Source organism: Streptomyces alkaliterrae (assembly GCF_007097205.2).
In the GTDB taxonomy this organism is placed as follows: domain Bacteria; phylum Actinomycetota; class Actinomycetes; order Streptomycetales; family Streptomycetaceae; genus Streptomyces; species Streptomyces alkaliterrae.
This window is the reverse complement of the sequence record NZ_VJYK02000009.1, coordinates 1-23,554: the sequence shown is the minus strand read 5'-3', so window position 1 is coordinate 23,554 and position 23,554 is coordinate 1. Positions and strand designations below refer to the sequence as shown.

The following is a 23,554-nucleotide window of genomic DNA, read 5'->3' as shown; positions in this document are numbered from 1 at the left end:
GGGCCCTGGCCGCCGGTCACCGACGGGCGTACTCGCGGAAGCCGCGTCCCGACTTCCGACCGAGGCACCCGGCGGCCACCAGGTGCTCCAGCAGCGGGGCCGGCGCCAGGCCCGGCTCCCGGAACTCCCGGTGCAGCACCCGCTGGATCGCCAGCGAGACGTCCAGACCCACGACGTCCAGCAGCTCGAACGGGCCCATCGGGTAGCCGCCGCCGAGCTTCATCGCGGCGTCGATGTCGTCCAGGCTCGCGTAGTGCTCCTCGACCATCCGCACGGCGTTGTTGAGGTACGGGAACAGCAGGGCGTTGACGATGAAGCCGGCGCGGTCGCCGCAGTCGACGGCGTGCTTGCGGATCCGCCCGCACACCTCGCGGACGGTGGCGTGCACGTCGTCACCGGTCAGCACGGTCCGGACGACCTCGACGAGCTTCATCGCCGGCGCCGGGTTGAAGAAGTGCATGCCGATGACGTCCTGCGGCCGCGAGGTGGCGCGGGCGCAGGCCACCACCGGCAGCGAGGAGGTCGTGGTGGCCAGCACGGCGCCCGGCTTGCAGACCTTGTCCAGCGTCGCGAACAGCTGCTGCTTGACGGCCAGGTCCTCGGCCACCGCCTCCACCGCGAGATCGACCTGGTCGAAGGCGTCCAGCGAACCCGCCGGGGTGACCCGCGCGAGGGTCGCGTCGCGGTCCTCCTGACTGATGCGGCCCTTGCTCACCGACCGGTCGAGCGAGGCGGCGATCCGGCTCTTCGCCTTCTCCGCCTTCTCCTCGCTGCGGGCCGCGAGCACCACGTCGTAGCCGGCCTTGGCGAAGACCTCGGCGATGCCGCTGGCCATCGTGCCGGACCCGGCGACACCCACCGACCGGACCTCGCGGGCGCCGCTGTCGGCCTGCGAGGCGGCCGGAGTGAGGGCGTCGGGCACCACGACGTCGCTGCCCGGCGCCTCGTAGCTGTAGAAACCGCGGGCCGCCTTGCGGCCGGTGAGCCCGGCCTGGCTGAGGTGGCCCAGGATCGGCGCGGGGGCGTGCAGCCGGTCGGCGGAGGCGGCGTACATCGCCTCCAGGACGGTGCGCGCGGTGTCGATGCCGATCAGGTCGAGCAGTTCCAGCGGTCCCATCGGCAGGCCGCAGCCGAGCTTCATCGCGGCGTCGATGTCCTCGCGGGAGGCGTACCGCGCCTCGTACATGGCCGCGGCCTGGTTGAGGTAGCCGAACAGCAGCCCGTCGGCGACGAAGCCGGGTCGGTCGCCGACCGGGATCGGCTGCTTGCCCAGCTCCTCGGCGAGCGAGGTCACGGCGTCCGCCGCCTCCGGCGAGGTGAGCACGCTGGAGACGATCTCGACGAGCTTCATCGCCGGCGCCGGGTTGAAGAAGTGCATGCCCAGCACGCGTTCGGGGTGCGCGGTGTCCGAGGCCAGGCGGGTCACCGACAGCGCGTTGGTGCCGGTGGCCACGATCGCGGTGGGACGCACGATGCCGTCCAGCGCGCGCAGGATCGTGCGCTTGGTCTCGAAGTCCTCGGGCGCCACCTCGATCACCAGGTCGGCGTCGGCGGCCGCCTGGAGGTCGCCGAAGGTGCGGAAGCGGGCGAGCAGGTCCTGCCGCTCCTCCTCGGTGAGCCGCTCACGGGCGACGGCACGCGCGGTGGAGTTCTCCAGGGTGAGCACGGCCTGGGCGGCGGCGGTCTCGTCGGGGTCGATGCCGATCACTTCGCGCCCGGCGCGGGCCAGCACCTCGGCGATACCGGTGCCCATGGTGCCGAGACCGACGACGGCGACGGTGGAGAGGGGGGGACGGTCCATCACGGGACTCCAGGGGTGACGACTGGATACGAGGGTGTGCGCTCACCGCCGGGACCCGGGGCGACCACGCACGGGTGGGTGCGCGGGGCGCGCCGGTACGGCACGACGGGAGGGATATCTCGGGCCGGCCCTGTCCCGGGGCCGGGCACCGCAACGAGCGAGGCCGCTCGCTTCTGAACCGACTGACACTCTCGGCGGCTGCGTCACCAGGCCGCCTGAGCGGGTATGCCGCTCTGATGAGCAGCGTAACTCGGCAGTAACAAGAACACCAGAGGGCGGAAGCGGTCATCATGTGTGGCGCGGGCCACTCCCGCGCCGAACATGACGACCCACTCGACGGAGGGGAGTTGAGGCTGGATGGACGAGTGGCTGCGGGCCTTGCTGCGGCGCACCGCCGCCGAGTCGCGACGCGCGGCGGCCGGAACGGGCGACGCGGCGGACGGCGGCGAGGGCAGCGCCGAGCACCGCAGACTGGCGGCGGCCGTGGCCCGGGGGCCGGAGGGGCACCCGGAGCTGGCCGCCGTGCTCACCGAGTCCGGTCGGCCGGTGTGGGCCCGGGAGGTCGCCGCCTGTGCGCTGGCCGACGGCGGCGACCGGCGCGCCTTCGAGACCCTGGTCTTCCTGCTGAACTACCGGGAGGCCACGCGGGCCGAGTGCGCTGCCGAGGCGCTGCTGCGACTCGGCGACCCGCGCACCGGACGGGCCGCCGCCGCGCTCGCGACCAACGAGCTGCGGGCCGCGTACGCCCTGCACCCCGTGCTGCTGCTGACCCGGCTGGCCGGTCCCGAGTCGGTGCCGGCGCTGGTCACGGCGCTGCGGGCGCGGCTACGGCCGGGGGCGGTGCCGTACTGGGGGCTGGCACGGGCGTGTGCGCGCGGGCTGGGGGAGCTGGGTGATCCCCGGGCCCGTCCGGTGCTCACCGAGGCGGCGGCCTTCCCCCGACTCCGGGAGGCGGCCACCGACGCCCTGCGCCGCTTGCCACCGCCCTGAGCCTGTCTGATCGAGAGGTCACAGCCGCCGGTACATGATGTGCAGGCCGACGTAGCCGTGCTCGGGGTGGCGGAAGCCCTCGGGCAGCGTGGTCATGATCTCGAAGCCCAGCGACCGCCACAGTCGGACGGCCCTGGTGTTGGTCTCCACCACCGCGTTGAACTGGATCGCCCGATAGCCCTCGGCGCGCGCCCACTCGATCACGTACTCGCCCAGCGCGCGGCCCACGCCCCGCCCCGCCCGGGCGGCGTCCACCATGAAGCTCGCGCTGGCGATGTGCGAGGCGCCGCCCATGTGGTTGGGGTTCGTCTTCGCCGTGCCGACCACCGCGCCGGAGGCGTCGACGGCGACCACCGTGTGCGCGGGCGGCGGGAGGAACCACGTCGAGCGGGCCTGCCCCTCGTCCAGGTCGCGGTCGTAGGTGTAGGTCTCGCCGGCCCTGATGATGTCCCGCATGAACGGCCACACCGCAGGCCAGTCGGAGTCGGTGGCGGTCCGGATGGTGATCGACATCCGGGCAGGATGGCACGTGCTCACAGCAGTGTCAGCTGAGTATGTCCGTCGCCCTCCGGGGCCCGCTCGGCCACCGCCAGGTCGCCCGCCGCGGTGGCCGGCGGTCGGGCCACCCCGGGGGCGGCCGGCGCCAGGCCGTACTCGGCGGCGAGTTCGTGTACCTGGCGGGTGACGCGGCGCTGGTACCACTTCGGCGCGTAGGCGCCGTCCGCGTACAGCGCCTCGTAGTGCCGCACCAGTCCGGGGTGGTGGCGGGCGAGCCAGCTCGTGAACCACTCGCGGGCGCCGGGCCGCAGGTGCAGCGTCAGCGGTGTCACCGACGTCGCCCCGGCGGCGGCCACCGCCCGCACGGTGGCCCGCAGCTGGGCGGGCGAGTCGCCGAGGAAGGGGATGACGGGGGCCATCAACACCCCACAGCCGATGCCGTGTTCGGTCAGTGTGCGGACGACGTCCAGTCGCCGCTCGGGGGCCGGAGTGCCCGGCTCGACGGTGCGCCACAGTTCCTCGTCGAGGAAGCCGACGGAGACCGACACCCCGACGTCGGTGACCGCGGCGGCCGACCGCAGCAGCTCCAGGTCGCGCAGGATCAGCGTGCCCTTGGTGAGGATCGAGTAGGGGTTGGCGTGGTCCCGCAGTGCGGTCAGGATGCCGGGCATCAACCGGTAGCGGCCCTCCGCGCGCTGGTACACGTCGACGTTGGTGCCCATGGCGATGTGTTCGCCGCGCCAGCGGGGACCGGACAGTTCCCGCCTCAGCAGATCGGGTGCGTTGACCTTCACCACGATCTGGGTGTCGAAGCCGATCCCGGTGTCCAGATCGAGGTAGCCGTGGGTGCCCCTGGCGAAGCAGTACACACACGCGTGCGAGCAGCCCCGGTAGGGGTTGACCGTCCAGGTGAACGGCACGCGTGAGGCGGCCGGCACCCGGTTGACCAGCGAGCGGGCCCGCACCTCGTGGAAGGTGACGCCCCGGAACTCGGGGGTGTCGAACGTGCGGGTGACCACTTCGCTGCCGAAGAGGGCGGCCGGCCCGTCGTTCCTCAGGTTGTCCCAGCGCATCTGCCTGCCTCCTCGTGTGCCGCCGCACCCGCCTACTGATTAGAACACTCGTTCGAGCGAATGCTGTCAAGCCGGATTTGGGCGGTCGGCGTCCGGGTGATGGGATGAACCCCGACACCAGTGGGGCCCGCCCGGGCCCGCCCGGCCCGCGACGGCGGGCCGAGGACCAGCACAGGAGGAGCCCAATGGCACAGGTCGAGGCCACGACGCAGCGCGAGATCGCAGCCGACCCCGACGATGTCTTCGACGCCCTCGCGGACTACAGCGGTGTCCGCGGCAAGGTCCTGCCCGCCCACTACAGCGAGTACGAGGTGCGGGAAGGCGGCGACGGCGAGGGCACCCTGGTCCACTGGAAGCTCCAGGCGACCAGCAAGCGCGTGCGCGACTGCCTGATCGAGGTCAGCGAGCCCACCGACGGCCAGCTGGTGGAGAAGGACCGCAACTCCTCCATGGTGACCACCTGGGTCGTCACCCCCGCCGGTACCGGCCGGGCCAAGGTGGTCGTCACCACGGTGTGGAACGGCGCCGGCGGCATCGGCGGCTTCTTCGAGCGGACCTTCGCCCCCAAGGGGCTGGCCCGCATCCACGACGAACTTCTGGCCAATCTCGCCGCGGAGATGGAGAAGCAGGGCCGGTAGGTCCGAACAAGCCCCGCACGCCCGGATGGGCGGGACGACGCGACCTGTCACCACTTCGGGTGGTGTTGCGGCGACCTCGCGAAGGGTACGCGCCGCGCGGTGCCGAACACTTCACCCGGCACCGCGCGGCGCGTAACGTTGCCGCGTATGAAGATCCTCATCAGCGCCGACATGGAGGGTGCCACCGGTGTCACCTGCCCTGCCGACGTGCTGCCCGGCACTCCCCAGTGGGAGCGCTGCCGGACGATGTTCACCGGCGACGTGGACGCGGCCGCGACCGGCTTCCTGGCGGGCGGCGCCGACGAGGTGCTGGTGAACGAGGCGCACTGGACGATGCGCAACCTCCTGCTCGAACAACTCGACAACCGCGTACGCATGCTGACCGGCCGCCACAAGGACCTCTCGATGGTCGAGGGCGTCCAGCGCGGCGACGTCGACGGCGTCGCCTTCGTCGGCTACCACACCGGCGCCGGCACCGAGGGCGTGCTCGCCCACACCTACCTCGCCAACTCCGTCACCGGCGTCTGGGTGGACGGCACCCTGGCGAGCGAGGGGCTGCTGAACGCCCTGGTCGCCGCCGAGTACGGCGTGCCCGTCGTCCTGGTCACCGGCGACGACCGGACCTGCGAGGACGCCAAGGGCTACGCCCCGCACGCGCACACCGTCGCGGTCAAGGAGTACGTCTCGCGCTACGCCGCGATCTGCCGCACCCCGGAGCGCACCGCCGCCGACGTGCACGCCGCCGCGGCCGCGGCGACCGCGCTGGCACGACGCGTCGAACCCGTCAGCGAGAGCCACGAGATCGCCCTGGAGTTCGACGCCGAACACCTCGCCGGAGCCGCGACCCTGGTACCGGGCGTGCGCCGCACGGGCGAGTGCCGGGTCGCCTACACCGCCCCCGACATGTACCGGGGCATCCGCTGCTTCAAAGCGGTCACCACCATCGTCTCGGCCGCCGTGGAGGAAACCTATGGCTGAATCAGTGGTCGATCCGACGGACCCCCTCGCGCGACCGAGGGCGCTGCCCCAGGCCGGTATCGACGACCGGGCGCTGCTGGAGGTCGTCGACTTCACCTCCGACCTGATCCGCCTGGACACCACCAACCGGGGAGCCGGCCGGGGCCACGAACGCCCGGCCGCCGAGTACGTGGCCGAGCGCCTGGCGGACGCCGGACTGGAACCGGTCCTGCTGGAGAAGGCGCGCGGCAGGGCCAACGTCGTCGCCCGGGTGCCGGGCACCGACCCCACCGCTGACGCGCTGCTGCTGCACGGCCACCTCGACGTGGTGCCCGCCGACCCCGCCGAGTGGACCGTCCACCCGTTCTCCGGCGAGGTACGCGACGGCGTCGTCTGGGGCCGCGGCGCGATCGACATGAAGAACATGGACGCGATGCTGCTCGCCGTCGTGCGCGCCTGGAGCCGCACCGGAGTGCGCCCCCGCCGGGACGTCGTCCTCGCCTTCACCGCCGACGAGGAGGACAGCGCCGAGTTCGGCGCCGCCTACCTCGTCGATCAGCACGCCGACCTCTTCGAGGGCTGCACCGAGGGCCTGAGCGAGGCGGGCGGCTTCACCGTGCACGCCGACGGCGGTCTGCGGCTCTACCCGGTGGCCGCCGGCGAACGCGGCACGGCCTGGCTGCGGCTCACCGCGCGCGGCCGCGCCGGCCACGGCTCCAAGATCAACCGGGAGAACGCGGTCAGCCGCCTCGCGGCGGCCGTGCACCGGATCGCCGAGCACCGCTGGCCGCTGCGGCTGACCGACACCGTACGGGCGAGCCTGACCGCGCTCGCCGAACTCCGCGGGCTCACCCCACCCGACCTCGACGACCCCGGCTTCGACGACGCCGCCCTCGACGCCCTGCTCGACCGGCTCGGCCCGGTCGCGGCCGCGCTCGTCGCACCGACCGTGCGCAACAGCGCCAACCCCACCGCGCTGGACGCGGGCGGCAAGGTCAACGTCATCCCCGGGGCCGCCCGCGCGCTCGTCGACGGCCGGGTACTGCCCGGTGGCGAGGCGGAGTTCAACGCCACCCTCGACGCGCTCACCGGCCCGCACGTCGACTGGGACTACTACCACCGTGAGATCCCGCTCGAGGCCCCGGTGGACACGGCCACCTTCGCCGTGCTCCGCGAGGCCATCGAACACTTCGACCCGGGCGCGCACGCCGTCCCGTACTGCATGTCCGGCGGCACCGACGCCAAGCACTTCGCGCGACTGGGCGTACTCGGCTACGGCTTCTCGCCGCTGCGGCTGCCACCCGGCTACGACTACGCCGCGATGTTCCACGGCGTCGACGAACGGGTCCCGGTCGACGCACTGCACTTCGGCGTCCGCGTGCTCAACCGGGCCCTGCTCGCCCTCTAGAAGGAGCGCCGACCGCCCGCGAGCACCGCGGCGAGCCCGAGAAGGGACCACAGCCGATGTCGATCAGCCATGCCCGCTACGGCACCTGGCCGTCGCCGATCGACGCGGCGCTGGTCGCCGCGCGCGACGGCCGGCCGGAGTACCTGACCGCGGTGGGGGAGGAGCTGTGGTGGACCGCGCCGCGCCCCGCCGAGGACGGTCGCCGCGCGCTGCTGCGGCTGACCCCCGACGGCCGGGCACGCTCGGAACTGCCGCCGCCCTGGAACGTCCGCAGCCGCTTCACCGAGTACGGCGGCCAGCCCTTCGCCGGACAGTCCCGCGAGCAGGACGGCCCGCTTGTCGTCTTCTGCCACTTCGCCGACCAGCGCCTGTACGCCTTCGAACCGGACGGCCCCGAGCAGCGCCGCGCGCCCCGCCCGCTCACCCCGCCCGCCGGGCGCGGCGGCGGCCCGCGCTACGTCGATCCGCTGCTGCTGCCCGATCTCGGCGAAGTGTGGTGTGTGCGGGAGGAGTTCACCGGGGACCGGCCCACCGACGTGCGACGCGCGCTGGTCGCCGTCCCGCTCGACGGCTCCGCCGCGCACGACCCGGGCGCGCTGCGGGAGTTGGTCGTCGACGGGCACTTCCTCGCCGGGCCCCGGCGCTCCCCGGACGGCCGGCACCTGCTGTGGCTCACCTGGGACCATCCCCGCATGCCGTGGGAGAGCACCCTGCTGCGGCTCGCCGAACTCGACACCGGCGGCACCCGTACCGTCGTCGGGACCCCGCGTACGCTGCTCGGCGGCCCGTCCGAGGCAGTCGCGCAGGCCGACTGGGCCGCCGACGGCACCCTCCTGGCGGTCAGCGACCGCACCGGCTGGTGGAACCCGCACCGGGTGCCGCTCGACGGCGGGCCGCCGGTCAACCTCTGCGCCCGGCAGGAGGAGTTCGCCGACGCGCTCTGGAAGCCGGGCCAACGCTGGTTCGCCACGCTGCCGGACGGGCTGCTGGCCGTCCTGCACGGACGCGGCGCGGCCCGCCTGGGCGTCCTCGACCCGTCCGACGGCCACCTCGTCGACGCGCCGGGGGACTGGACCGAGTGGGCGTCCACCCTCGCCGTCGTCGGCGATCGCCTCTTCGGCGTCGCCGCGAGCCCGCGCTCCGGCCCCGAGATCGTCGAACTCGACACCGCGACCGGACACGCCCGGGTGGTCGCCGAGGAACACCACGACGTCGTCGATCCCGCCTATTACCCCGATCCGCGGCTTCGCACGTTCACCGGCCCCGGCGGACGCACCGTGCACGCGCACCTCCACCCGCCGCACCACCCGCACTACGCCGCCGCCGACGAGGAGGCGCCGCCGTACGTGGTGTGGGCGCACGGCGGGCCCACCGGGCGTGCCCCGCAGGTGCTCGACCTGGAGATCGCCTACTTCACCTCGCGCGGCATCGGCGTCGTCCAGGTCGACTACGCCGGTTCCACGGGCTACGGCCGCGCCTACCGGGAGCGGCTGCGCGGCGAGTGGGGCGTGGCGGACGTGGAGGACTGCGCGGCGGTGGCCAGGGCGCTGGCCGACGAGGGCGTGGCCGACCGCGACCGGCTGGCGATCCGCGGCGGCAGCGCCGGCGGCTGGACGGCGGCCTGCTCGCTGGTCTCGCCCGCCACCGAGGGGCTTTACGCGGGGGCGGTGATCAGCTATCCGGTACTGGACCCGAGCAGCTTCGCGGAGGTCACCCACGACCTCGAGTCGCACTACCTGACGTCGTTGATCGGGCCGCCCGACACCGCCGCCGCGCGCTACCGGGAGCGTTCGCCGGTGCGCCGGGCCGACCGGGTCCGCGTGCCGTTCCTGCTGCTCCAGGGACTCGACGACGCGGTCTGCCCGCCCGAGCAGTGCGAGCGCTTCCTCGCCGCGCTCGACCGGGTGAGGTCGCCGCACACGTACCTCACCTTCGAGGGCGAGGGCCACGGGTTCCGTCGGCAGGACACCGTAGTTCGCGCGCTGGAGGCCGAACTCGCCTTGTACCGGCAGGTGTTCGGCATCGAACGCGGAGGGTGAGCGCCGGGCGTGAAGAGTGGGGCCCGCCGCCGGCGGGACATCGTTCGCGGGCCGGCGGCGGGCCCAGGGGGTGAGGGCGTTGCGGCGGTCGGGACACCGCCCGGCCGTTCAGCGGGACTGCGAGTAGACACTCTCCACGAAGGCCGCGATCTGGTCGTCCGACAGGTGGTGCGCGAGGTCGGCCTCGCTGATCATGCCTACCAGCCGCTTGTTCTCGATGACCGGCAGCCGCTTGATCTGGTGGCTGCGCATCTCGTCCAGGACCTCGCTGATGTCCGCGCCCGCGTCGATCCAGCGTGGCGTGCCCGCGCACAACTCCTCGCAGGTCGTGTTGGCCGGATCATGGCCCGCGGCGACACACTTGACCACGATGTCGCGGTCCGTGACGATCCCGCACAGGCGCTCGTCGGCGTCACTCACCGGTAGCGCGCCGACGTCGAGGTCCCGCATCAGCTGGGCGGCGCGGTCGAGGGTCTCGGTTGCCGGAATCCACTGCGCACCGGGGTGCATGATGTCCTTGGCAGTGGTCATGTCCTACCTCCAAATGCCGCGAGGGACGTCGCGCGGCGTTTCCATCGTCCGTCCGCACCCGGACCCCGGCAACCGCAGCGGTCGGCGCGGCGGGCGACCACCGCCCGGCCGCCCTCAGCGCCGGCGAACCTCAGCGGTCGGCGAGCCGGGCCAGTACGGGAAGCAGCGCGAGGGCGTCCGCGCACTCCTCGGCGTCGCCGTGGTCGGCCGCCCACCAGGCGTACTCCACGGTGCGTGCCAGCGCCCAGGCGGCAAGCCGGTCCCGAGGCTGCCCACAGGCGTCCGCCACGACCGCGAAGCGCTCACCGAGCGGCCGGTCGGTCGCCATCTGCTCGATCAGCGGCCAGGGGTCGTAGGCGGGGTCGCCCACCATCGGCTTCGGGTCGATCACCAGCCACGGTCGACGCTCGGCCGCGAGCACGTTGCCGGGATTGAAGTCGCCGTGCAGCAGAACGTGTCGACCGGACGAGCCGGGCAGCTCGCGCAACAGCCGCGCGCCCAGCGCGGACAGGCCCGGGTCCACGCGAGGGGCGAACCGCGCCGCCAGCCGGTCCGCGCGCTCCTCGGCCAGCGTTGCCCACGAGGCGCACACCGCCGCCAACTCCGCGACGCCGCCCGGGGCATCGCCGCCGACCCGCCACAGCTCGGCCAGCAGCGCGCCGCCCGTTCGTAGCCGCTCGACCGCGACGCGGCTTCCGTGCGGCGGCGGACCGGCGTCGAGCGCGGTACCCGGCTCGCACCGCTCGAGAAGCAGCGCGTACCGGCGCTCGTCCGCTTCGAGCAGCCGCACCGTGCCGGCCCCGGCCCAGTGCCGCAGCGCCGCCGCCTCACCGGCCGCCTCCGGATGCGGCCAGGTCACCTTGAGCACCGCCGTGCTGCCGTCCTCGCGGTGTACCGGAGCGGCCCAGGAGCAGCTGCCGCCGGTGAAGGGCGCGCCGATCCGCAGCCGCCAACGGGCCTGGTAGTCGGCGACCAGGCCCGGCAGTTGTCGTAGCCACTGGCGTCCCGCCTCGTGCCGGGCGAGGGTCGCGACCAGCGGGGACGCGAGGGGGACACCGGGCGCGGTGCTCACTCCGGCCGCCCGCTGAGCCCGGTGCCCGTGCCCGTGCGCGGCAGCCGGTGGCGCAGCTCGCCGTGGAGTACGGAGAACCAGGCGTCGGGGTGGCGACGCCAGCGCCGCCAGGCGTCGGCGATGCCGGACAGCTCCGCCGAAGTGCCGTGGCCGCCGTCCGTCACCCGGGTGGCGTAGTCGGGTTCGACCGTGCGGTCCGCCCACAGCCCGCCCCACCAGGCGCGGTCGTCCTCGCCGGAGAAGCACCACACGGACGCGGAGGGCAGCAGTTCGCCGCCGTTGTCGTAGCCCGCCGCACGCGCCCAGGCGAGCAGCCGTCGTCCGGCGTCCGGTTCTCCGCCTGCGGCGCGTGCCACCCGGCGGTACAGCCCCAGCCAGTCGTCCAGTTCGGGCAGCTCCGGGTACCAGGCCATCGCGGCGTAGTCCGCGTCGCGCACCGCGACCAGACCGCCGGGCCGGCACACCCGCCGCATCTCCCGCAGCGCCCGCACCGGGTCGCCGACGTGCTGCAGGACCTGGTGGGCGTGCACCACGTCGAACGAGTCGTCGGGGAACGGCAGCGACTCCACCCGGGCGCTGGTGAACTCCACGCCTGTCAGGCCGCGTCGGGCGGCGTGCTCGCGCGCGGCGGCCAGCACCTCCGCCTCGGCGTCGACCGCGACGACCCGCCCCGGCGCGACCAGTTCGGCCAGCTCCACGGTGATGGTGCCCGGCCCGCAGCCGACGTCCAGGAGGTCCAGGCCCGGGCGCAGGTCGGACAGCAGATAGCCGGCGGAGTTGGCCGCCGTTCGCCAACGATGGCTGCGCAGTACGGATTCGGGGTGGCCGTGGACGTACTCGACGGTCTTGTCAGTCATGGCCGCAGCCTAGCGGCGATTCCGAATGGTGGACGAAAACGTCTTGCATAGTGGTCAGTTGGTGGTGGTCGTCGACTACAGCGGCGTGGCGGACAGTCGCGTCGTCGCATGCGGGCAGTAGACCCGCAGCGCCTCCCGCCGCTTCTCCAACACCAGGGCGGACGGCGCCTCCGCCACCTCGCCGTCGTACGCCAGACGGGTGCCCGGCTCGATCCCCTCGACGCGCAGCCGGCCCACCAGCGCCGCGCCGTGCACCGGGGAGCGGTGCAGGGTGCCGGCGAGCGCCCCGGCGAGCAGCCGCGTCCTCGCCCAGCGCCCGGCGTGCGCCACCCGCACGTCCAGCAGCCCGTCCGCCAGATCGGCGCGCCGCTGCGGGGCGAGCCCCAGACCCTCGTAGCGGCAGTTCCCGGCGAACAGCAGCCACACCTGGTGCCGGCGGCCGTTCACCGTCAGCTCCACCGGGCGGCACTCGCGCAGCACCCGCCAGGCGGCGATCACCCCCGCCGGCCACGACCCGACCCGCGGAGACCACCGCTCCCGCTCCCGGACCAGCTCCGGGTAGACGCCGAGCGCGAACGTGTTGACGAAGTGCCCGTCCTCGCCGAACCGCCCCACGTCCACCGCCACCGCCTCGCCCGCCTCCACGGCCCGGGACACGTCCGCCGGTGTTGCTGTCCCCAGGTCGCCCGCGAAGTGGTTCAGCGTGCCGCCCGGCAGCACCGCCAGCGGCAGGTCGTGCGCGAGGGCCGTCCGGGCGGCCGCGCTGACCGTGCCGTCACCGCCGAACACCCCGAGCGCGCCGCCCGCCTCCTTCGCCCGCCGCGCCGCCTCCGCGAGGGCCTCCGGCACCGTCGGACCGCCGGACACCCCGCACTCCAGCACCTCGGCGGCCGGCAGGGCCGCCCGCACCAGCGCGCCCGGCTCCACGTCCTCCCCGGCCCCCGAGGCGCCCGATCCGAGGTTCGCCACGACCACCAGCCCCCGCCCACCCGGCAACCGGGGGACGGGCGCCACCCGCCGTACCTCCGGTGGAGTGAGGCGGCTCGGCACGAGTCGGCGCACGACAAGCGCCGCCGTCACCCCGAGGGCCGCGCCGGCGACCACGTCCGCCGGGTAGTGCACGCCGGTGTAGACCCTGGAGAACGCCACCGACGCCGCCAGCGGCGCCACCGCCGCGCCCCATCCGGCGGACTCCAGCGCCACCCCGGTGGCGAAGGCCGCCGCCGAGGCCGAGTGGCCCGAGGGGAAGGACGTGGTCAGCGGCTGCCGGCCGAGCCGACGCACCAGCGGCACCGCGTCCAGCACCGGCCGCGCCCGCCGTACCGTCCGCTTGCCGACGGTGTTGGTGACCGCCGAGGCGAGCGCCAGGGAGGCCACCCCGCGCAGCGCCGCCCGCCGCGCGCCCGGTGCGACGGCCGCCATACCAGCCGCCGCGCCCAGCCACAGCACGCCGTGGTTCGCCGCGCGGCTGAGCCGCGGCAGCACCCGGTCGGCGCCCGGCCAGTGGTGCCGGGCCACCAGCGCGAACGCCGCACGGTCCAGTCTGCTCAGTGCGTTGCCCATTGCGATCGGTTACCCGTCCGGGGCCGGGCCATCCCGGGCGGACACGGGAAGTACGCCGAAGCGGTGTCCGCCGAACCGGTGCGGACGAGACGTCGAGACGCGCCCCCGCGCGGCGCCGGGCACCCGGCTGCGGGGGCCGGTCGGGTCTGCGAAGGTGGAGAACAGCAGGCGGGACCGCCTGCCGACGCGGTTCACCCGTGCCACGGCCGCGCCCCGGCACCGCCGACCCGTCGGCGCACCGGTGGGCCCGGCGGGCGGGAGGAGGCCGGATGCGGACCAACGGGCGCCAGGAGGCCGAGTGCCTGGCCGCGGCCTGCGACTACTGGCGGCGCCGCGGCCTGGAGACGACCGGCGACCAGGTGGCCCTAGCGCCCGGCGCCCCGGTCCTGCTGCTCGCCGTGCTGGCCGCCGCGGGACCGCGCGGCGTACTGGTCACCCGCCCGTGCGCCCAGTGGTACGTTCCGCAGGCCCGGCTGTTGGACCGGCCGGTGCACCCCGTGCCGATCAGCGCGGAGAGCGGCGGCGTGCCCGACCCCATCGCGCTGCTGGAGACGGTACGCAGGGCACGGGCCGCCGGAGGCGATCCCCGCGTGCTGCTGCTGTCCGTGGCCGACGATCCGACCGGCACGGCGGCGCCGCCCGAACTGCTGCACGAAGTGTGCGAGGTGGCCGCCGACCACGGCCTGCTGGTCGTCAGCGACGAGAGCTGGCGTGACACCCGGCTGGCAGCCCACGAGACCGTGCTCGTCAGCCCGGCGGAGATCCTGCACCCCGCCGACGACGGCCGACCGCCCGCGGCCGCCGGCGACCTGCGGGGCGACGCCGTTGTCCTGCTCGACCTGCGCGCCGCTCTACTGGTGTCAGGGCCGGCGCTGGCGTGCGCCCGCTTCCCGGCCGGTGAGAGCGGCCGCGCGCTCCGCGAACGCGTGGTCGCGGCCCTGGCGGCGCTGGCGGTGGCGCCCTCGGAGCGCGCCCTGCGGGAGGCCGCCCGGGCACTGGAGGAACCGGTCGCCCTGCAGCGGGAGTTGACCGCCGACAACGACGACCACGCGGTCCGCGCCGCCACCCTGCACGGCCTGCTCACCGAACTCGGCGCGCTGTGCCGACCGGCGACCGTGGGCCGCTTCCTCTACGCCGACCTCGAACCGCTGCGGGGCCGCCTGGCGGTGTCCGGCGTGACCGACGCCCTGAGCCTGGAGACCGCGCTGCGCTCGGGCGGCGGCGGCCTGGCACACGGCGGCCACCGGTTCGGCGACGACCCGCGGCTGCTGCGGGTGCGCCTGCCCACCGCGCCGCCGCCCGCCCACGGCCCCGACCTGGTCACGACTCTTCGCGAGCTGGCTGGTGGGACCGCAGGCGGGAGCCCCGCGGAGGCGCCGGGCGCGCGAGTCGGTGTGGCCCCGGGGCAGACTGGGGAGGACAACAGAGCCGAGGGGAACCGATGACCGAACAGACCGATCAGGCGGACACCACTGGCCCGAAGAACGTCCCGTCGAAGGGCGCGCCCCCACGTGCGGACGGCTCGCCGCGCCCGGTCGCGCCCCGTCCCCCGGGCGAACGACGGACCTGGCCCCGGAGCTTCGCCGACCGGCTCACCAGCCCGCTGCCCGGTCCCGGCACGCTGCTGCGGGCCATGCGGACCCGCGCGTTGCGCCCGCCCTCGGCTGCCCTCGCGCAGGCGCGGGAGCTGCCCTACCGGCCGGCTCCGCTGCCCGTTCCGGACGTCGGCCAAACCTCGGTGACCTGGGCCGGACACGCCAGTTGGGTGCTGCGCACGGGCGGGCTCACCGTGCTCACCGACCCGGTGTGGTCCCGCCGCATCCTGGGCACGCCCTCCCGGCTCACCCCGCCCGGTGTGCCCTGGGCGGAGCTGCCTCCCGTCGACGCCGTGGTCATCTCCCACAACCACTACGACCACCTCGACGCCCCCACGTTGAGCCGGCTGCCGCGGGACACCCCGATGTTCGTCCCGGCCGGGCTCGGCGCCTGGTGCCGCCGGCGGCGCTTCACCCGGGTCGTGGAGCTCGACTGGTGGGAGGCCGCGGAGCTGCCCGCACCGGACGGCGGGCGGGTGCGTTTCGACTTCGTGCCCGCGCACCACTGGTCCAAGCGCGGACTGTGGGACACCTGCCGGTCGCTGTGGGGAGGCTGGATCGTCAGCTCCGAGCGGCACCGGGTCTACTTCGCCGGGGACACCGGCTACGGGCACTGGTTCTCCGAGATCGGCGACCGCCACCCGGACATCGATCTGGCGCTGATGCCGATCGGGGCGTACGCGCCGCGCTGGATGCTGCGGCCGGTGCACACCGACCCGGAGGAGGCGGTCCGAGCCACCCTCGACGTCGGGGCCCGGCGGATGGCGCCGATGCACTGGGCGACGTTCATCCTCTCGGCGGAACCCCCGCTGGAACCGCTCAGCAGGACCCGGGCCGCGTGGGCGGAGGCCGGACGGCCCGTCGAGGACCTGTGGGACCTGCCCGTGGGCGCCTCCGCCGTGCTGGACTGACCGGCTCCCCGGGAGGGAATGTCCCGGCGGAAGCGCCTCGGGACGAATGGCCGCCCGCCCGCCCGACCTGGTCCGGTCGGGCGGGCGGCGTACCGGGGCCCGGCCTGCGGGCCCCGGTCGTGACTGGGGACGAGTCCGGCCGTCAGCTGGTGACCAGCGTCAGGTTCCAGGTGTTGAGGATCGGGTTGATCGGCTGGTAGTAGGTGGTGCCGCCGGTCCGGCAGTTGCCCGAGCCGCCGGAGGTCACACCCTGCGCCTGGGTGCCGGAGATGAAGGAACCGCCGGAGTCACCGGGCTCGGCGCAGACCGAGGTGCGGGTGACGTTGTTGACCCGGCCCTGCGGATAGGTCACCGAGGTGCCGTGCTGCTGGATGGTGCCGCAGTGCCAGCCGGTGGTCGAGCCGGAGCGGCAGACGGTGGAGCCCACCGGGGCCTGCTGCGAGCCGGAGACCCGGGAGCTGGTGCCCCGCACGAACGGGCGCGGCGTCCAGTTGCTGTTCACCGCGACCCACGCGCCGTCCCCGCCGGGGAAGACCGAGGCGCGGAAGGTGCCCTGGGCGACCTGGTTGTAGCCGCGGGTGCTGGTGCCGGTGGTGCCGCAGTGGCCGGCGGTCGCGAAGCCGGGCGTGCCGCCCTGGCGGACGGAGAAGCCGACCGAGCAACGGCCGCCGCTGCCCATGTAGTAGGCGTCGCCGCCGACGACGTCGTAGAACGTCCGGGGCTGCTCGTCGGACTTCACCACGCGCACGGCGGAGGCGTCCACACCAGCGGCGTCCACGAGCTTGCGGGCCTCGGCCGGCTTGCCCGACAGGACGACGACGCTGTTGCTCCTGACGTCCACGTACCAGACGGGCGCCACCTTGGCGTCCTTGACGTTGATCGCCTTGTCCAGCTGCTTCGCGGTCTTCTCCAGCGACTTCACGCTGTGCTGGACGACCTCGGCCTTCGCGCCGGCCCGCTCGATGGCGGCGGCCTCGGCTCGGTCGGTGGTCGCGACGGTCAGCGTGGAGGTCTTGCCGCTGAGCCAGGAACCGGCGAAGTCGGCTCCCAGTTCCTTGCGGAGGGTGCGTTCGGCCTTGAACGCGTCGGCCTCGTTGGCGATGCGGGTCCTGGCCTGGTCGGCGGTGAGGCCGAGGTCGCGCTCGAGGGCCTTGAGCATGCCCGGGGCGATGCCCTCGACGGCGCTTTCGGCGGCCTTGTCCGTGGGGGTGGACTCGGCCGCTCCCGCGATGCTCGGGAGGGTGGTGACACCGAGGGCGGTCACCGCCGCGGCGGCGACGGCGATGCCTGTGCGTCTGCGGAGCATGTGGGGTTCTCCTTTTGGTTGGGGGGTCAGCCACAACCTAGCCAGCGGGTGACAAGGCGTGTACCTGCCAAGCCTTCCCTCCCGCGATGTGATGTATCCGGATACCGGACGTTCAACCCGCCGTGCCGAAGAGTTTGTTGTCGGCGAGCCAGCGCTCGTAGCGGGGATTGCGGCGGGCCGCCTCGGCGTGCACGTGCCGCGCGTGCGCCAGCACCGCGGGCGCCGTGTGGGCGGCCGCCGACTCCGGGTGGTGGGCCAGCAGGTGACGCCAGCTCACCGGCGTGCCGACCAGTGGGACGGTCACCACCCCGGGCGCCGGCGGGAAGGTGGCCCGGCACAACCCGACCGCCCGGCCGAGCTGCACCAACTGCACACAGGCCGACGCGTCCGCCTCGAAGAAGGAGACGGGAGTGAAGCCGGCCCGGGCGCAGGCGGCGGCGAAGCAGTCCCGGAAGCAGCCGTCCCCCGGGGCCTTCGCCCACCGTTCGTTCGCCAACTTCCCCAGCTCCAACCGCTCCTCGTCGGCGTACGGATGGTCCTCCGCGAGCATGACGAAGATCGGGTCGCGCCCCACCGTCCGCCACACCAGCTGGTCGCCGCGCGGCGGGGTGGCCTGCCCGCACACACCGGTGAGCACGAAGTCCAGCCGGCCCTCGGCCAGCCACTCCGCGAGCTCCACCGTCGACCAGCTTGTGGTCGTACTGATCATCGCCTCCGGATGCGCACTGGCGAGGCGGTCCACCAGCGCGCCCAGCAGCGGGCCGTGGGAGCTGCCGATGCGAAACCGGGAGGTGTCCTGCCAACCCTGGGCGAACCGGGTGGCGTCCTCCTGGAGTTGCCGCATCGCCGGCACCAGCACCCGTGCCCGGCTGAGCACCAGCTCGCCCAGCGGGGTGGGTCTGGCCCCGGCGCGATCACGCTCGAAGAGGGGTCCCCCCAACGCGCGCTCGATGCGCTTCAACTGCCCGCTCAGTGCCGACTGGGCGAGCCCGAGTGAGGTGGCAGCCCTGGTCAGGCTGCCTTCCTGGTCTATCGCGCGGATTACCTTCAGATGCCGCACCTCTAGTTCCATGGAGTGACGTTACGGGCAGGGTGAGGGGGCGGCAAGGTCCGTCCGCCGACCCGGCCTCCACCGCAACCGCACAAATGGAACGATCAACACCGCCCGGCTGGCACCACCGCGAAAGCACGCGGATTTTTCCGCCCCGAACGCAATCCGCCGACCCCCCTCGCGCCGAACCACCAGTGACGGCGCCCCTCCGGGCGCTCGCTGACGGTGGACGGAAGGCAGGACAATGGCGGCACAACGCCGGCGGGTGGCCGTGATCGGCGCGGGAGTGGCGGGCCTGACCGCCGCCCACGTGCTGCGGCGCGAGTGCGAGGTGTGGCTGTACGAGGCCGACACGCGTCTCGGAGGCCACGCGCACACCCACGACGTCACCGGCTCCGACGGCCGCACGCACCGGGTCGACTCCGGCTTCATCGTGCACAACCGGCGCACCTACCCCACCCTGCTGCGCCTGTTCGACGAGTTGGGAGTCGACACGCAGGAGTCCGAGATGAGCATGTCCGTGCGCTGCGAGGGCTGCGACCTGGAGTACGCCGGCGCCCGCGGGCCGGCGGGCCTGTTCGCCCGGCCGACGACGTCGCTGCGTCCCCGGGCCCTGCGGATGTTCGCCGAGGTGCCGCTCTTCCACCGACGCGCGCGGGCCCTGCTCCAGCGGCCGGCGCCCGCACCGGAGGAAGCACCTCGGACCCTTGGTGCCTTCCTCGACGCCGGCGGCTTCTCCCCCTACTTCCGCCGGCACTTCGTCGCCCCGCTGGTCGCCGCCGTGTGGTCCTGCCCCGCCCGGACCGCCCTGGACTACCCGGCCGAGTACCTGTTCCGCTTCCTGGACAACCACGGCATGCTGAGCGTCACCGGATCGCCGCGCTGGCGCACGGTCACCGGCGGGTCCCGCGAGTACGTGCGACGGGCAGCCGAACGGCTGCACACCGTGCGCGCCGCCGCCCCCGTCCGAACCGTGCGCCGCTTCCCGGGCGGGGCCGAGGTCGTCACGGAGTCGGACGAGTCGCGGACCTTCGACGGTGTGGTGATCGCCGTCCACCCCGACCAGGCACTGAGGCTGCTCGCGGACGCCACGGCGACCGAGAAGCAGGTGCTCGGCGCCTTCCGCTACTCCCGCAACCCGACCGTTCTGCACACCGACACCTCGGTGCTCCCACGCAGCCGGCGTGCCCACGCCTCGTGGAACTACCTGATGGCCGACTGCGACGACGGCGACCACGGCGTGCGGATCAGCTACGACATGAACCGCCTCCAACGCCTGGACGCGGCCGACCGCTACCTCGTCACGCTGGGCGCCGCCGACCGCGTCGACCGCGGCCGCGTGCTCGCCGAGATGGTCTACGAGCACCCCGTCTACACCGTGGCGTCCGTCGCGGCGCAGCGGCGGCTGCCCGAACTCGACTCGGCCGAGGCGGCCTTCGCCGGCGCCTACCACGGCTGGGGATTCCACGAGGACGGCTGCGCTTCCGGGGTGCGGGCCGCCGGAGCGATGGGGGTGCGCTGGTGATCCCCGCCCTGTACCCCTGCCTGGTCGTCCACCGGCGGCGCGGTGCGGTGGAGCACACCGTGCGGCACCGCACCTACCTCTGGCTGATCGACCCCGACGAACCGCCGCGCCCGCAGTGGTGGCTGCGGCCGCTCGCCGGCTTCCGCGCCCGCGACCACTTCGACGGAACCGCCCCCACCATCAGGGCCGGCCTCGACCGGTTCCTCGCCGACCGGGGCGTCTTCCTCGAAGGCGGCCGGGTCACGATGCTCTGCCACGCGCGGGTACTCGGGTACGTCTTCAACCCGCTCACCCTCTACTGGTGCCGCGACCGCGCCGGCCGGCTCCGCTGCGTGGTCGCCGAAGTGCACAACACCTACCACGGCCGCCACTGCTACCTGCTGGAACCCGACGAGCGGGACCGGGCGCGGACAGCCAAGGAGTTCTACGTCTCGCCGTTCCTCCCGGCCGAGGGCCACTACACCATGCGGCTGCCGGAGCCGGACGAGCGGCTGTCCCTGAGCGTGCGCCTCGAACTGCCGGACCACCCGCCCTTCACCGCCGGCGTCGCCGGCCACCGCAGACAGCCGACCAGCCGCAACCTCCTGTCGGCCGCCGTCCGCCATCCGTGGTCCACGCTCGCGGTGTCCGCCGCGATCCGACTGCACGGCCTCCGGCTGCTGCTGCGCGGGCTGTCCATCCAACCCCGCAGCGCCGACACCGCCGGTTCGCAGCGGGCTTCGTCCCCCGCGCGCCGGCCACGCCGCCGGCGCTCCCCGCACCACCGCCTCGCCGACCGGCGCCGCACGAAGGAGAGCACGAAGTGAGCAGCGTCCAACTGACCCACCCCGGAATTGACGCCGACCGGTGGCCGGACGTCGCCCGCGTGCCGGCCACCTCCGGGGCCGCCCGCCGCGCCGCCGCGCTGCTGGTGCGCCACGCGGTCGCCCGCCTTCCGCTGTGTGTCGAGATGCCCGACGGCCGACGGCTCGGAGCCGGAGGCCCGACCCTGGAGGTGCGGGACGCCGACGCCTTCCACGCCCGGCTCGCGGCCGACGGCCTTGTCGGTTTCGGCGAGTCCCATCTGGCCGGGGAGTGGGAGGCCCCCGACCTCGTCGCCGTCCTGACCGTGCTCGCCGAGCACGTCGCCACGCTCGTACCCGGTCCGCTGCAACGGCTGCGCGGCCTGTGGGCACCTCGGCAACCGGACCGCAACCGCAACACTCCCGACGGCTCCCGGCGGAACATCGCCCACCACTACGACCTCTCCAACGACCTGTTCGCGCTGTTCCTCGACGAGACGATGACCTACTCGTCCGGGATCTTCCACGACCTGCCCGCGGACCACGGCGATCTGGTCGAGGCGCAACACCGCAAGATCGACCGGCTGCTCGACCTGGCCGAGGTCGGTCCGGGCACCGACCTGCTGGAGATCGGCACCGGCTGGGGCGAACTGGCCCTCCGCGCGGCGGCCAGAGGAGCCCTGGTCACCACGGTCACGCTCTCCGCCGAGCAGCGCGACCTGGCCCGCCGCCGCGTCGCCGCAGCCGGTCTCGCCGACCTGGTCAGCGTCGAACTGCGCGACTACCGTGAACTGACCGGGCGTTACGACGCGGTGGTCAGCGTGGAGATGATCGAGGCCGTGGGGGCGGAGTTCTGGCCCGGTTACTTCGAGCGCGTCCACGCCCTGCTCCGTCCGGGCGGGCTTGCCGCGATCCAGGCCATCACCATGCCGCACGACAGGATGCTGGCCAGCCGCGACACCCACACCTGGATCCGGAAGTACATCTTCCCCGGTGGCCAGCTGCCGTCCGTCGAGGCCGTCGAGACGAGCCTGCCGCACGGGCTGCACACCGTCCGCAGGGACGCCTTCGGACCGCACTACGCGCAGACGCTGCGGCTGTGGGAAGAGGCGTTCACCGCCCGTGCCGACGAGGTGGCCCGGCTGGGCTTCGACGACGTCTTCCGCCGCATGTGGCGGTTCTACCTCGCCTACTCCGAGGCCGGCTTCCGCGCGGGCTACCTGGACCTCCAGCAGTTCCTGCTCAGGCGCGACCCGGCCGCCGCACCCGTCGTGCCCGAAGGGCGGTGACCGAGCATGTCCGACGTGGACCTGGGCGCGCTGGGCGTCAACCTGCTCGCCTCGGCGGCCGCTGCGATCGCCGTGATGCTGGTGACCTTCGTGATCGCCCTGCGAAGGGGAACGCACCGCATCGTGGATGTCGCCTGGGGCCTGGCCTTCGCCGCCGTCGCCCTCGTCTCCTGGCGGCTCTCGGCGGGATTCGGCGACGACGGCCGACGCCTGCTCGTCCTCGCGCTCACCGGAGTATGGGGACTGCGACTTTCCGCTCACATCGCCCACCGGGGGAGCGGCCACGGCGAGGACCCGCGCTACGCGCGCATGCTGGACAAGGCCCCGGGCAGCCGAACCGCGTACGCGTTCCGCAAGGTGTACCTGCTGCAGGGCGCGCTGGTGTGGCTGGTGTCGCTGCCCGTCCAGGCGGCCGCCTACCTGCCGGCGGCGCTTGACCTCTGGGCCGTCGGCGCGGTGACGCTGTGGACCGCCGGCATCCTCTTCGAGGCCGTCGGCGACCGCCAGTTGGCCCGCTTCAAGGCGGACCCGGCCAACCGGGGCCGGATCATGGACCGCGGCCTGTGGCGCTACACCCGCCATCCCAGCTACTTCGGCGACTTCCTGCTCTGGTGGGGCCTGTTCCTCCTCACCGCCCCCGACCCGGCGCTCGCCGCCGCCGTGGCGGTCTCCCCGCTGGTCATGAGCTACCTGCTGATCTTCGGCAGCGGCAAGCGCCTGCTGGAACGGCACATGCGGGAGAGGCCCGGCTACGCCGAGTACGCCGCCCGCACCAGCGGCTTCCTCCCGCTCCCGCCCCGCCGGGAGCCCGCCGGGCGAGCACGGCGGTAGCCGGACCGCGCCCACACCGCCGGCGGACGGCGACCGGCGGCGTGGGCGCTCACGGACCCGGGACCTCAGTCCAGGTGGCGCGCGTCGCGGAAGCGGGCCGACCCCTCGTCGAGGGACACGATCGGGCCGGGATAGTCCGGCCGTTCCCCGTCGGCCGCCTTCCACGGCTGGTGCACCCGGCCACCGGGCAGCGCGGCGGCGTCGGCCAGCTCCGGGACCCAGCGCCGTACGTAGTCGCCGTTCGGGTCGAAACGCCTGGCCTGGGCCAGCGGGTTGAGCACCCGGTTGGGGCGGGTGTCGGTGCCGGTGCCCGCGACCCACTGCCAGTTCAGCTGGTTGTTCGCGACGTCGCCGTCGACCAGCAGCCCGAGGAAGTGCGCCGCTCCGATCCGCCAGTCCACGTACAGCGTCTTGGTGAGGAAGCTCGCCGCCAGCAGCCGACCGCGATTGTGCATCCACCCCTCGTGCAGCAACTGCCGCATCGCCGCGTCCACGATCGGATAACCCGTGCGCCCCGCACGCCACGCCTCGACCTCCGGGCCCTCGCCGCGCCAGCGGTCCCCCCGCTCGCGGTAGTCCTCGAACGCGGTACGCGGGCGCGCTGCCAGCACCTGGTGGTGGAAGTCCCGCCAGGCGAGCTGCCGGACGAACGCCTCCGCGCCCGCCCCGCCGCGCCGCCGCGCCCGCTCCGCCGACTCGACCGCCGACAGACAGCCGAAGTGCAGGTACGGCGAGAGCCGCGAGGTCGCGTCACCGGCCAGATCGTCGTGCCGGTCCTCGTAGTCGTCGACGCCGTCGGCCAGCCAGCGGCGCCACCGCTCCCGCCCGGCGGACTCC

At 74.0% G+C, this 23,554-nt stretch carries 21 protein-coding genes; 11 read left to right on the top strand and 10 right to left on the bottom strand.

The window, feature by feature from the left end; translation table 11 throughout:
- Nucleotides 1-16: 16 nt before the first annotated feature.
- A complete protein-coding gene (locus tag FNX44_RS01930) occupies nt 17-1,801 on the bottom strand; it encodes a 3-hydroxyacyl-CoA dehydrogenase family protein (RefSeq protein ID WP_143646144.1) in 1,785 nt (594 codons plus the stop codon).
- Between the two features lie 357 nt (nt 1,802-2,158).
- Here FNX44_RS01930 and FNX44_RS01925 point away from each other — a divergent pair, with 357 nt between their 5' ends.
- Entirely contained in the window at nt 2,159-2,791 is a 633-nt protein-coding gene (locus FNX44_RS01925) for a HEAT repeat domain-containing protein (protein ID WP_143646143.1), read from the top strand.
- 18 nt (nt 2,792-2,809) lie between these two features.
- On the opposite strand, the gene FNX44_RS01920 is transcribed toward FNX44_RS01925, so the two are convergent.
- Together FNX44_RS01920 and FNX44_RS01915 are read right to left on the bottom strand one after the other, a co-directional pair.
- A complete protein-coding gene (locus FNX44_RS01920) occupies nt 2,810-3,304 on the bottom strand; it encodes a GNAT family N-acetyltransferase (protein WP_143646142.1) in 495 nt (164 codons plus the stop codon).
- 20 nt (nt 3,305-3,324) lie between these two features.
- Nucleotides 3,325-4,362: an Rv2578c family radical SAM protein gene (locus tag FNX44_RS01915; protein WP_143646141.1), complete on the bottom strand. Its 1,038-nt coding sequence runs from the start codon at nt 4,360-4,362 to the stop codon at nt 3,325-3,327.
- Between the two features lie 185 nt (nt 4,363-4,547).
- Here FNX44_RS01915 and FNX44_RS01910 point away from each other — a divergent pair, with 185 nt between their 5' ends.
- The 4 genes from FNX44_RS01910 (at nt 4,548) to FNX44_RS01895 (ending at nt 9,404) form a co-directional block, all read left to right on the top strand.
- Nucleotides 4,548-5,000 carry an SRPBCC family protein gene (locus tag FNX44_RS01910; protein WP_143646140.1) on the top strand — a complete coding sequence of 151 codons (453 nt, stop codon included), beginning with the start codon at nt 4,548-4,550 and terminating at the stop codon, nt 4,998-5,000.
- Nucleotides 5,001-5,147: 147 nt separating this feature from the next.
- Nucleotides 5,148-5,978 carry a M55 family metallopeptidase gene (locus FNX44_RS01905; protein ID WP_143646139.1) on the top strand — a complete coding sequence of 277 codons (831 nt, stop codon included), beginning with the start codon at nt 5,148-5,150 and terminating at the stop codon, nt 5,976-5,978.
- Nucleotides 5,971-7,365 carry a M20/M25/M40 family metallo-hydrolase gene (locus tag FNX44_RS01900; protein WP_143646138.1) on the top strand — a complete coding sequence of 465 codons (1,395 nt, stop codon included), beginning with the start codon at nt 5,971-5,973 and terminating at the stop codon, nt 7,363-7,365. The genes FNX44_RS01905 and FNX44_RS01900 overlap by 8 nt, the downstream gene beginning before the upstream one ends.
- A 56-nt stretch (nt 7,366-7,421) precedes the next feature.
- Nucleotides 7,422-9,404 carry a S9 family peptidase gene (locus FNX44_RS01895; protein WP_153506724.1) on the top strand — a complete coding sequence of 661 codons (1,983 nt, stop codon included), beginning with the start codon at nt 7,422-7,424 and terminating at the stop codon, nt 9,402-9,404.
- A 108-nt stretch (nt 9,405-9,512) separates the two neighbouring features.
- Here the strand turns inward: FNX44_RS01895 and FNX44_RS01890 are convergent, their stop codons facing one another.
- The 4 genes from FNX44_RS01890 to FNX44_RS01875 all read right to left on the bottom strand — a co-directional run bounded on the left by FNX44_RS01890 (nt 9,513) and on the right by FNX44_RS01875 (nt 13,427).
- Entirely contained in the window at nt 9,513-9,935 is a 423-nt protein-coding gene (locus tag FNX44_RS01890; RefSeq protein WP_143646137.1) for a CBS domain-containing protein, read from the bottom strand.
- Nucleotides 9,936-10,065: 130 nt separating this feature from the next.
- Nucleotides 10,066-11,007, bottom strand: a complete 942-nt coding sequence (locus tag FNX44_RS01885; protein WP_143646136.1) for an aminoglycoside phosphotransferase family protein — start codon at nt 11,005-11,007, stop codon at nt 10,066-10,068.
- Nucleotides 11,004-11,864, bottom strand: a complete 861-nt coding sequence (locus tag FNX44_RS01880; RefSeq protein WP_143646135.1) for a class I SAM-dependent methyltransferase — start codon at nt 11,862-11,864, stop codon at nt 11,004-11,006. Before FNX44_RS01880 ends, FNX44_RS01885 begins: the two co-directional genes overlap by 4 nt.
- Nucleotides 11,865-11,939: 75 nt before the next feature.
- Nucleotides 11,940-13,427 carry a bifunctional phosphatase PAP2/diacylglycerol kinase family protein gene (locus tag FNX44_RS01875; protein WP_143646134.1) on the bottom strand — a complete coding sequence of 496 codons (1,488 nt, stop codon included), beginning with the start codon at nt 13,425-13,427 and terminating at the stop codon, nt 11,940-11,942.
- 269 nt (nt 13,428-13,696) lie between these two features.
- Here FNX44_RS01875 and FNX44_RS01870 point away from each other — a divergent pair, with 269 nt between their 5' ends.
- Nucleotides 13,697-14,872 (top strand): aminotransferase class I/II-fold pyridoxal phosphate-dependent enzyme, encoded by a 1,176-nt coding sequence (locus tag FNX44_RS01870; RefSeq protein ID WP_143646133.1) that lies wholly within the window; start codon nt 13,697-13,699, stop codon nt 14,870-14,872.
- The gene (locus tag FNX44_RS01865; RefSeq protein ID WP_143646132.1) at nt 14,869-15,933 is read left to right on the top strand and encodes an MBL fold metallo-hydrolase; all 1,065 of its coding nucleotides are present in this window, start codon (nt 14,869-14,871) and stop codon (nt 15,931-15,933) included. Before FNX44_RS01870 ends, FNX44_RS01865 begins: the two co-directional genes overlap by 4 nt.
- 142 nt (nt 15,934-16,075) lie before the next feature.
- Here the strand turns inward: FNX44_RS01865 and FNX44_RS01860 are convergent, their stop codons facing one another.
- Complete coding sequence (locus FNX44_RS01860) at nt 16,076-17,239, bottom strand: S1 family peptidase (protein WP_143646131.1); 1,164 nt, start codon at nt 17,237-17,239, stop codon at nt 16,076-16,078.
- A gap of 112 nt (nt 17,240-17,351) precedes the next feature.
- Entirely contained in the window at nt 17,352-18,311 is a 960-nt protein-coding gene (locus FNX44_RS01855) for a LysR family transcriptional regulator (RefSeq protein WP_143646130.1), read from the bottom strand.
- Nucleotides 18,312-18,534: 223 nt separating this feature from the next.
- Here FNX44_RS01855 and FNX44_RS01850 point away from each other — a divergent pair, with 223 nt between their 5' ends.
- Genes FNX44_RS01850 through FNX44_RS01835 form a run of 4 tightly spaced genes read left to right on the top strand, consistent with a single transcriptional unit; the run spans nt 18,535 to nt 22,717 of the window.
- Nucleotides 18,535-19,815: an NAD(P)/FAD-dependent oxidoreductase gene (locus tag FNX44_RS01850; RefSeq protein WP_143646129.1), complete on the top strand. Its 1,281-nt coding sequence runs from the start codon at nt 18,535-18,537 to the stop codon at nt 19,813-19,815.
- Entirely contained in the window at nt 19,812-20,621 is an 810-nt protein-coding gene (locus FNX44_RS01845; RefSeq protein WP_143646128.1) for a DUF1365 domain-containing protein, read from the top strand. The genes FNX44_RS01850 and FNX44_RS01845 overlap by 4 nt, the downstream gene beginning before the upstream one ends.
- Nucleotides 20,618-21,886: a class I SAM-dependent methyltransferase gene (locus FNX44_RS01840; protein ID WP_143646127.1), complete on the top strand. Its 1,269-nt coding sequence runs from the start codon at nt 20,618-20,620 to the stop codon at nt 21,884-21,886. The genes FNX44_RS01845 and FNX44_RS01840 overlap by 4 nt, the downstream gene beginning before the upstream one ends.
- Nucleotides 21,887-21,892: 6 nt before the next feature.
- Nucleotides 21,893-22,717, top strand: coding sequence for a DUF1295 domain-containing protein (locus FNX44_RS01835; RefSeq protein ID WP_143646126.1), 825 nt, complete (start codon nt 21,893-21,895; stop codon nt 22,715-22,717).
- A gap of 65 nt (nt 22,718-22,782) precedes the next feature.
- Here FNX44_RS01835 and FNX44_RS01830 read toward each other — a convergent pair.
- Nucleotides 22,783-23,554 (bottom strand): FAD-binding domain-containing protein (locus tag FNX44_RS01830; RefSeq protein WP_194362468.1); only part of this gene is annotated, 772 nt, incomplete at its 5' end.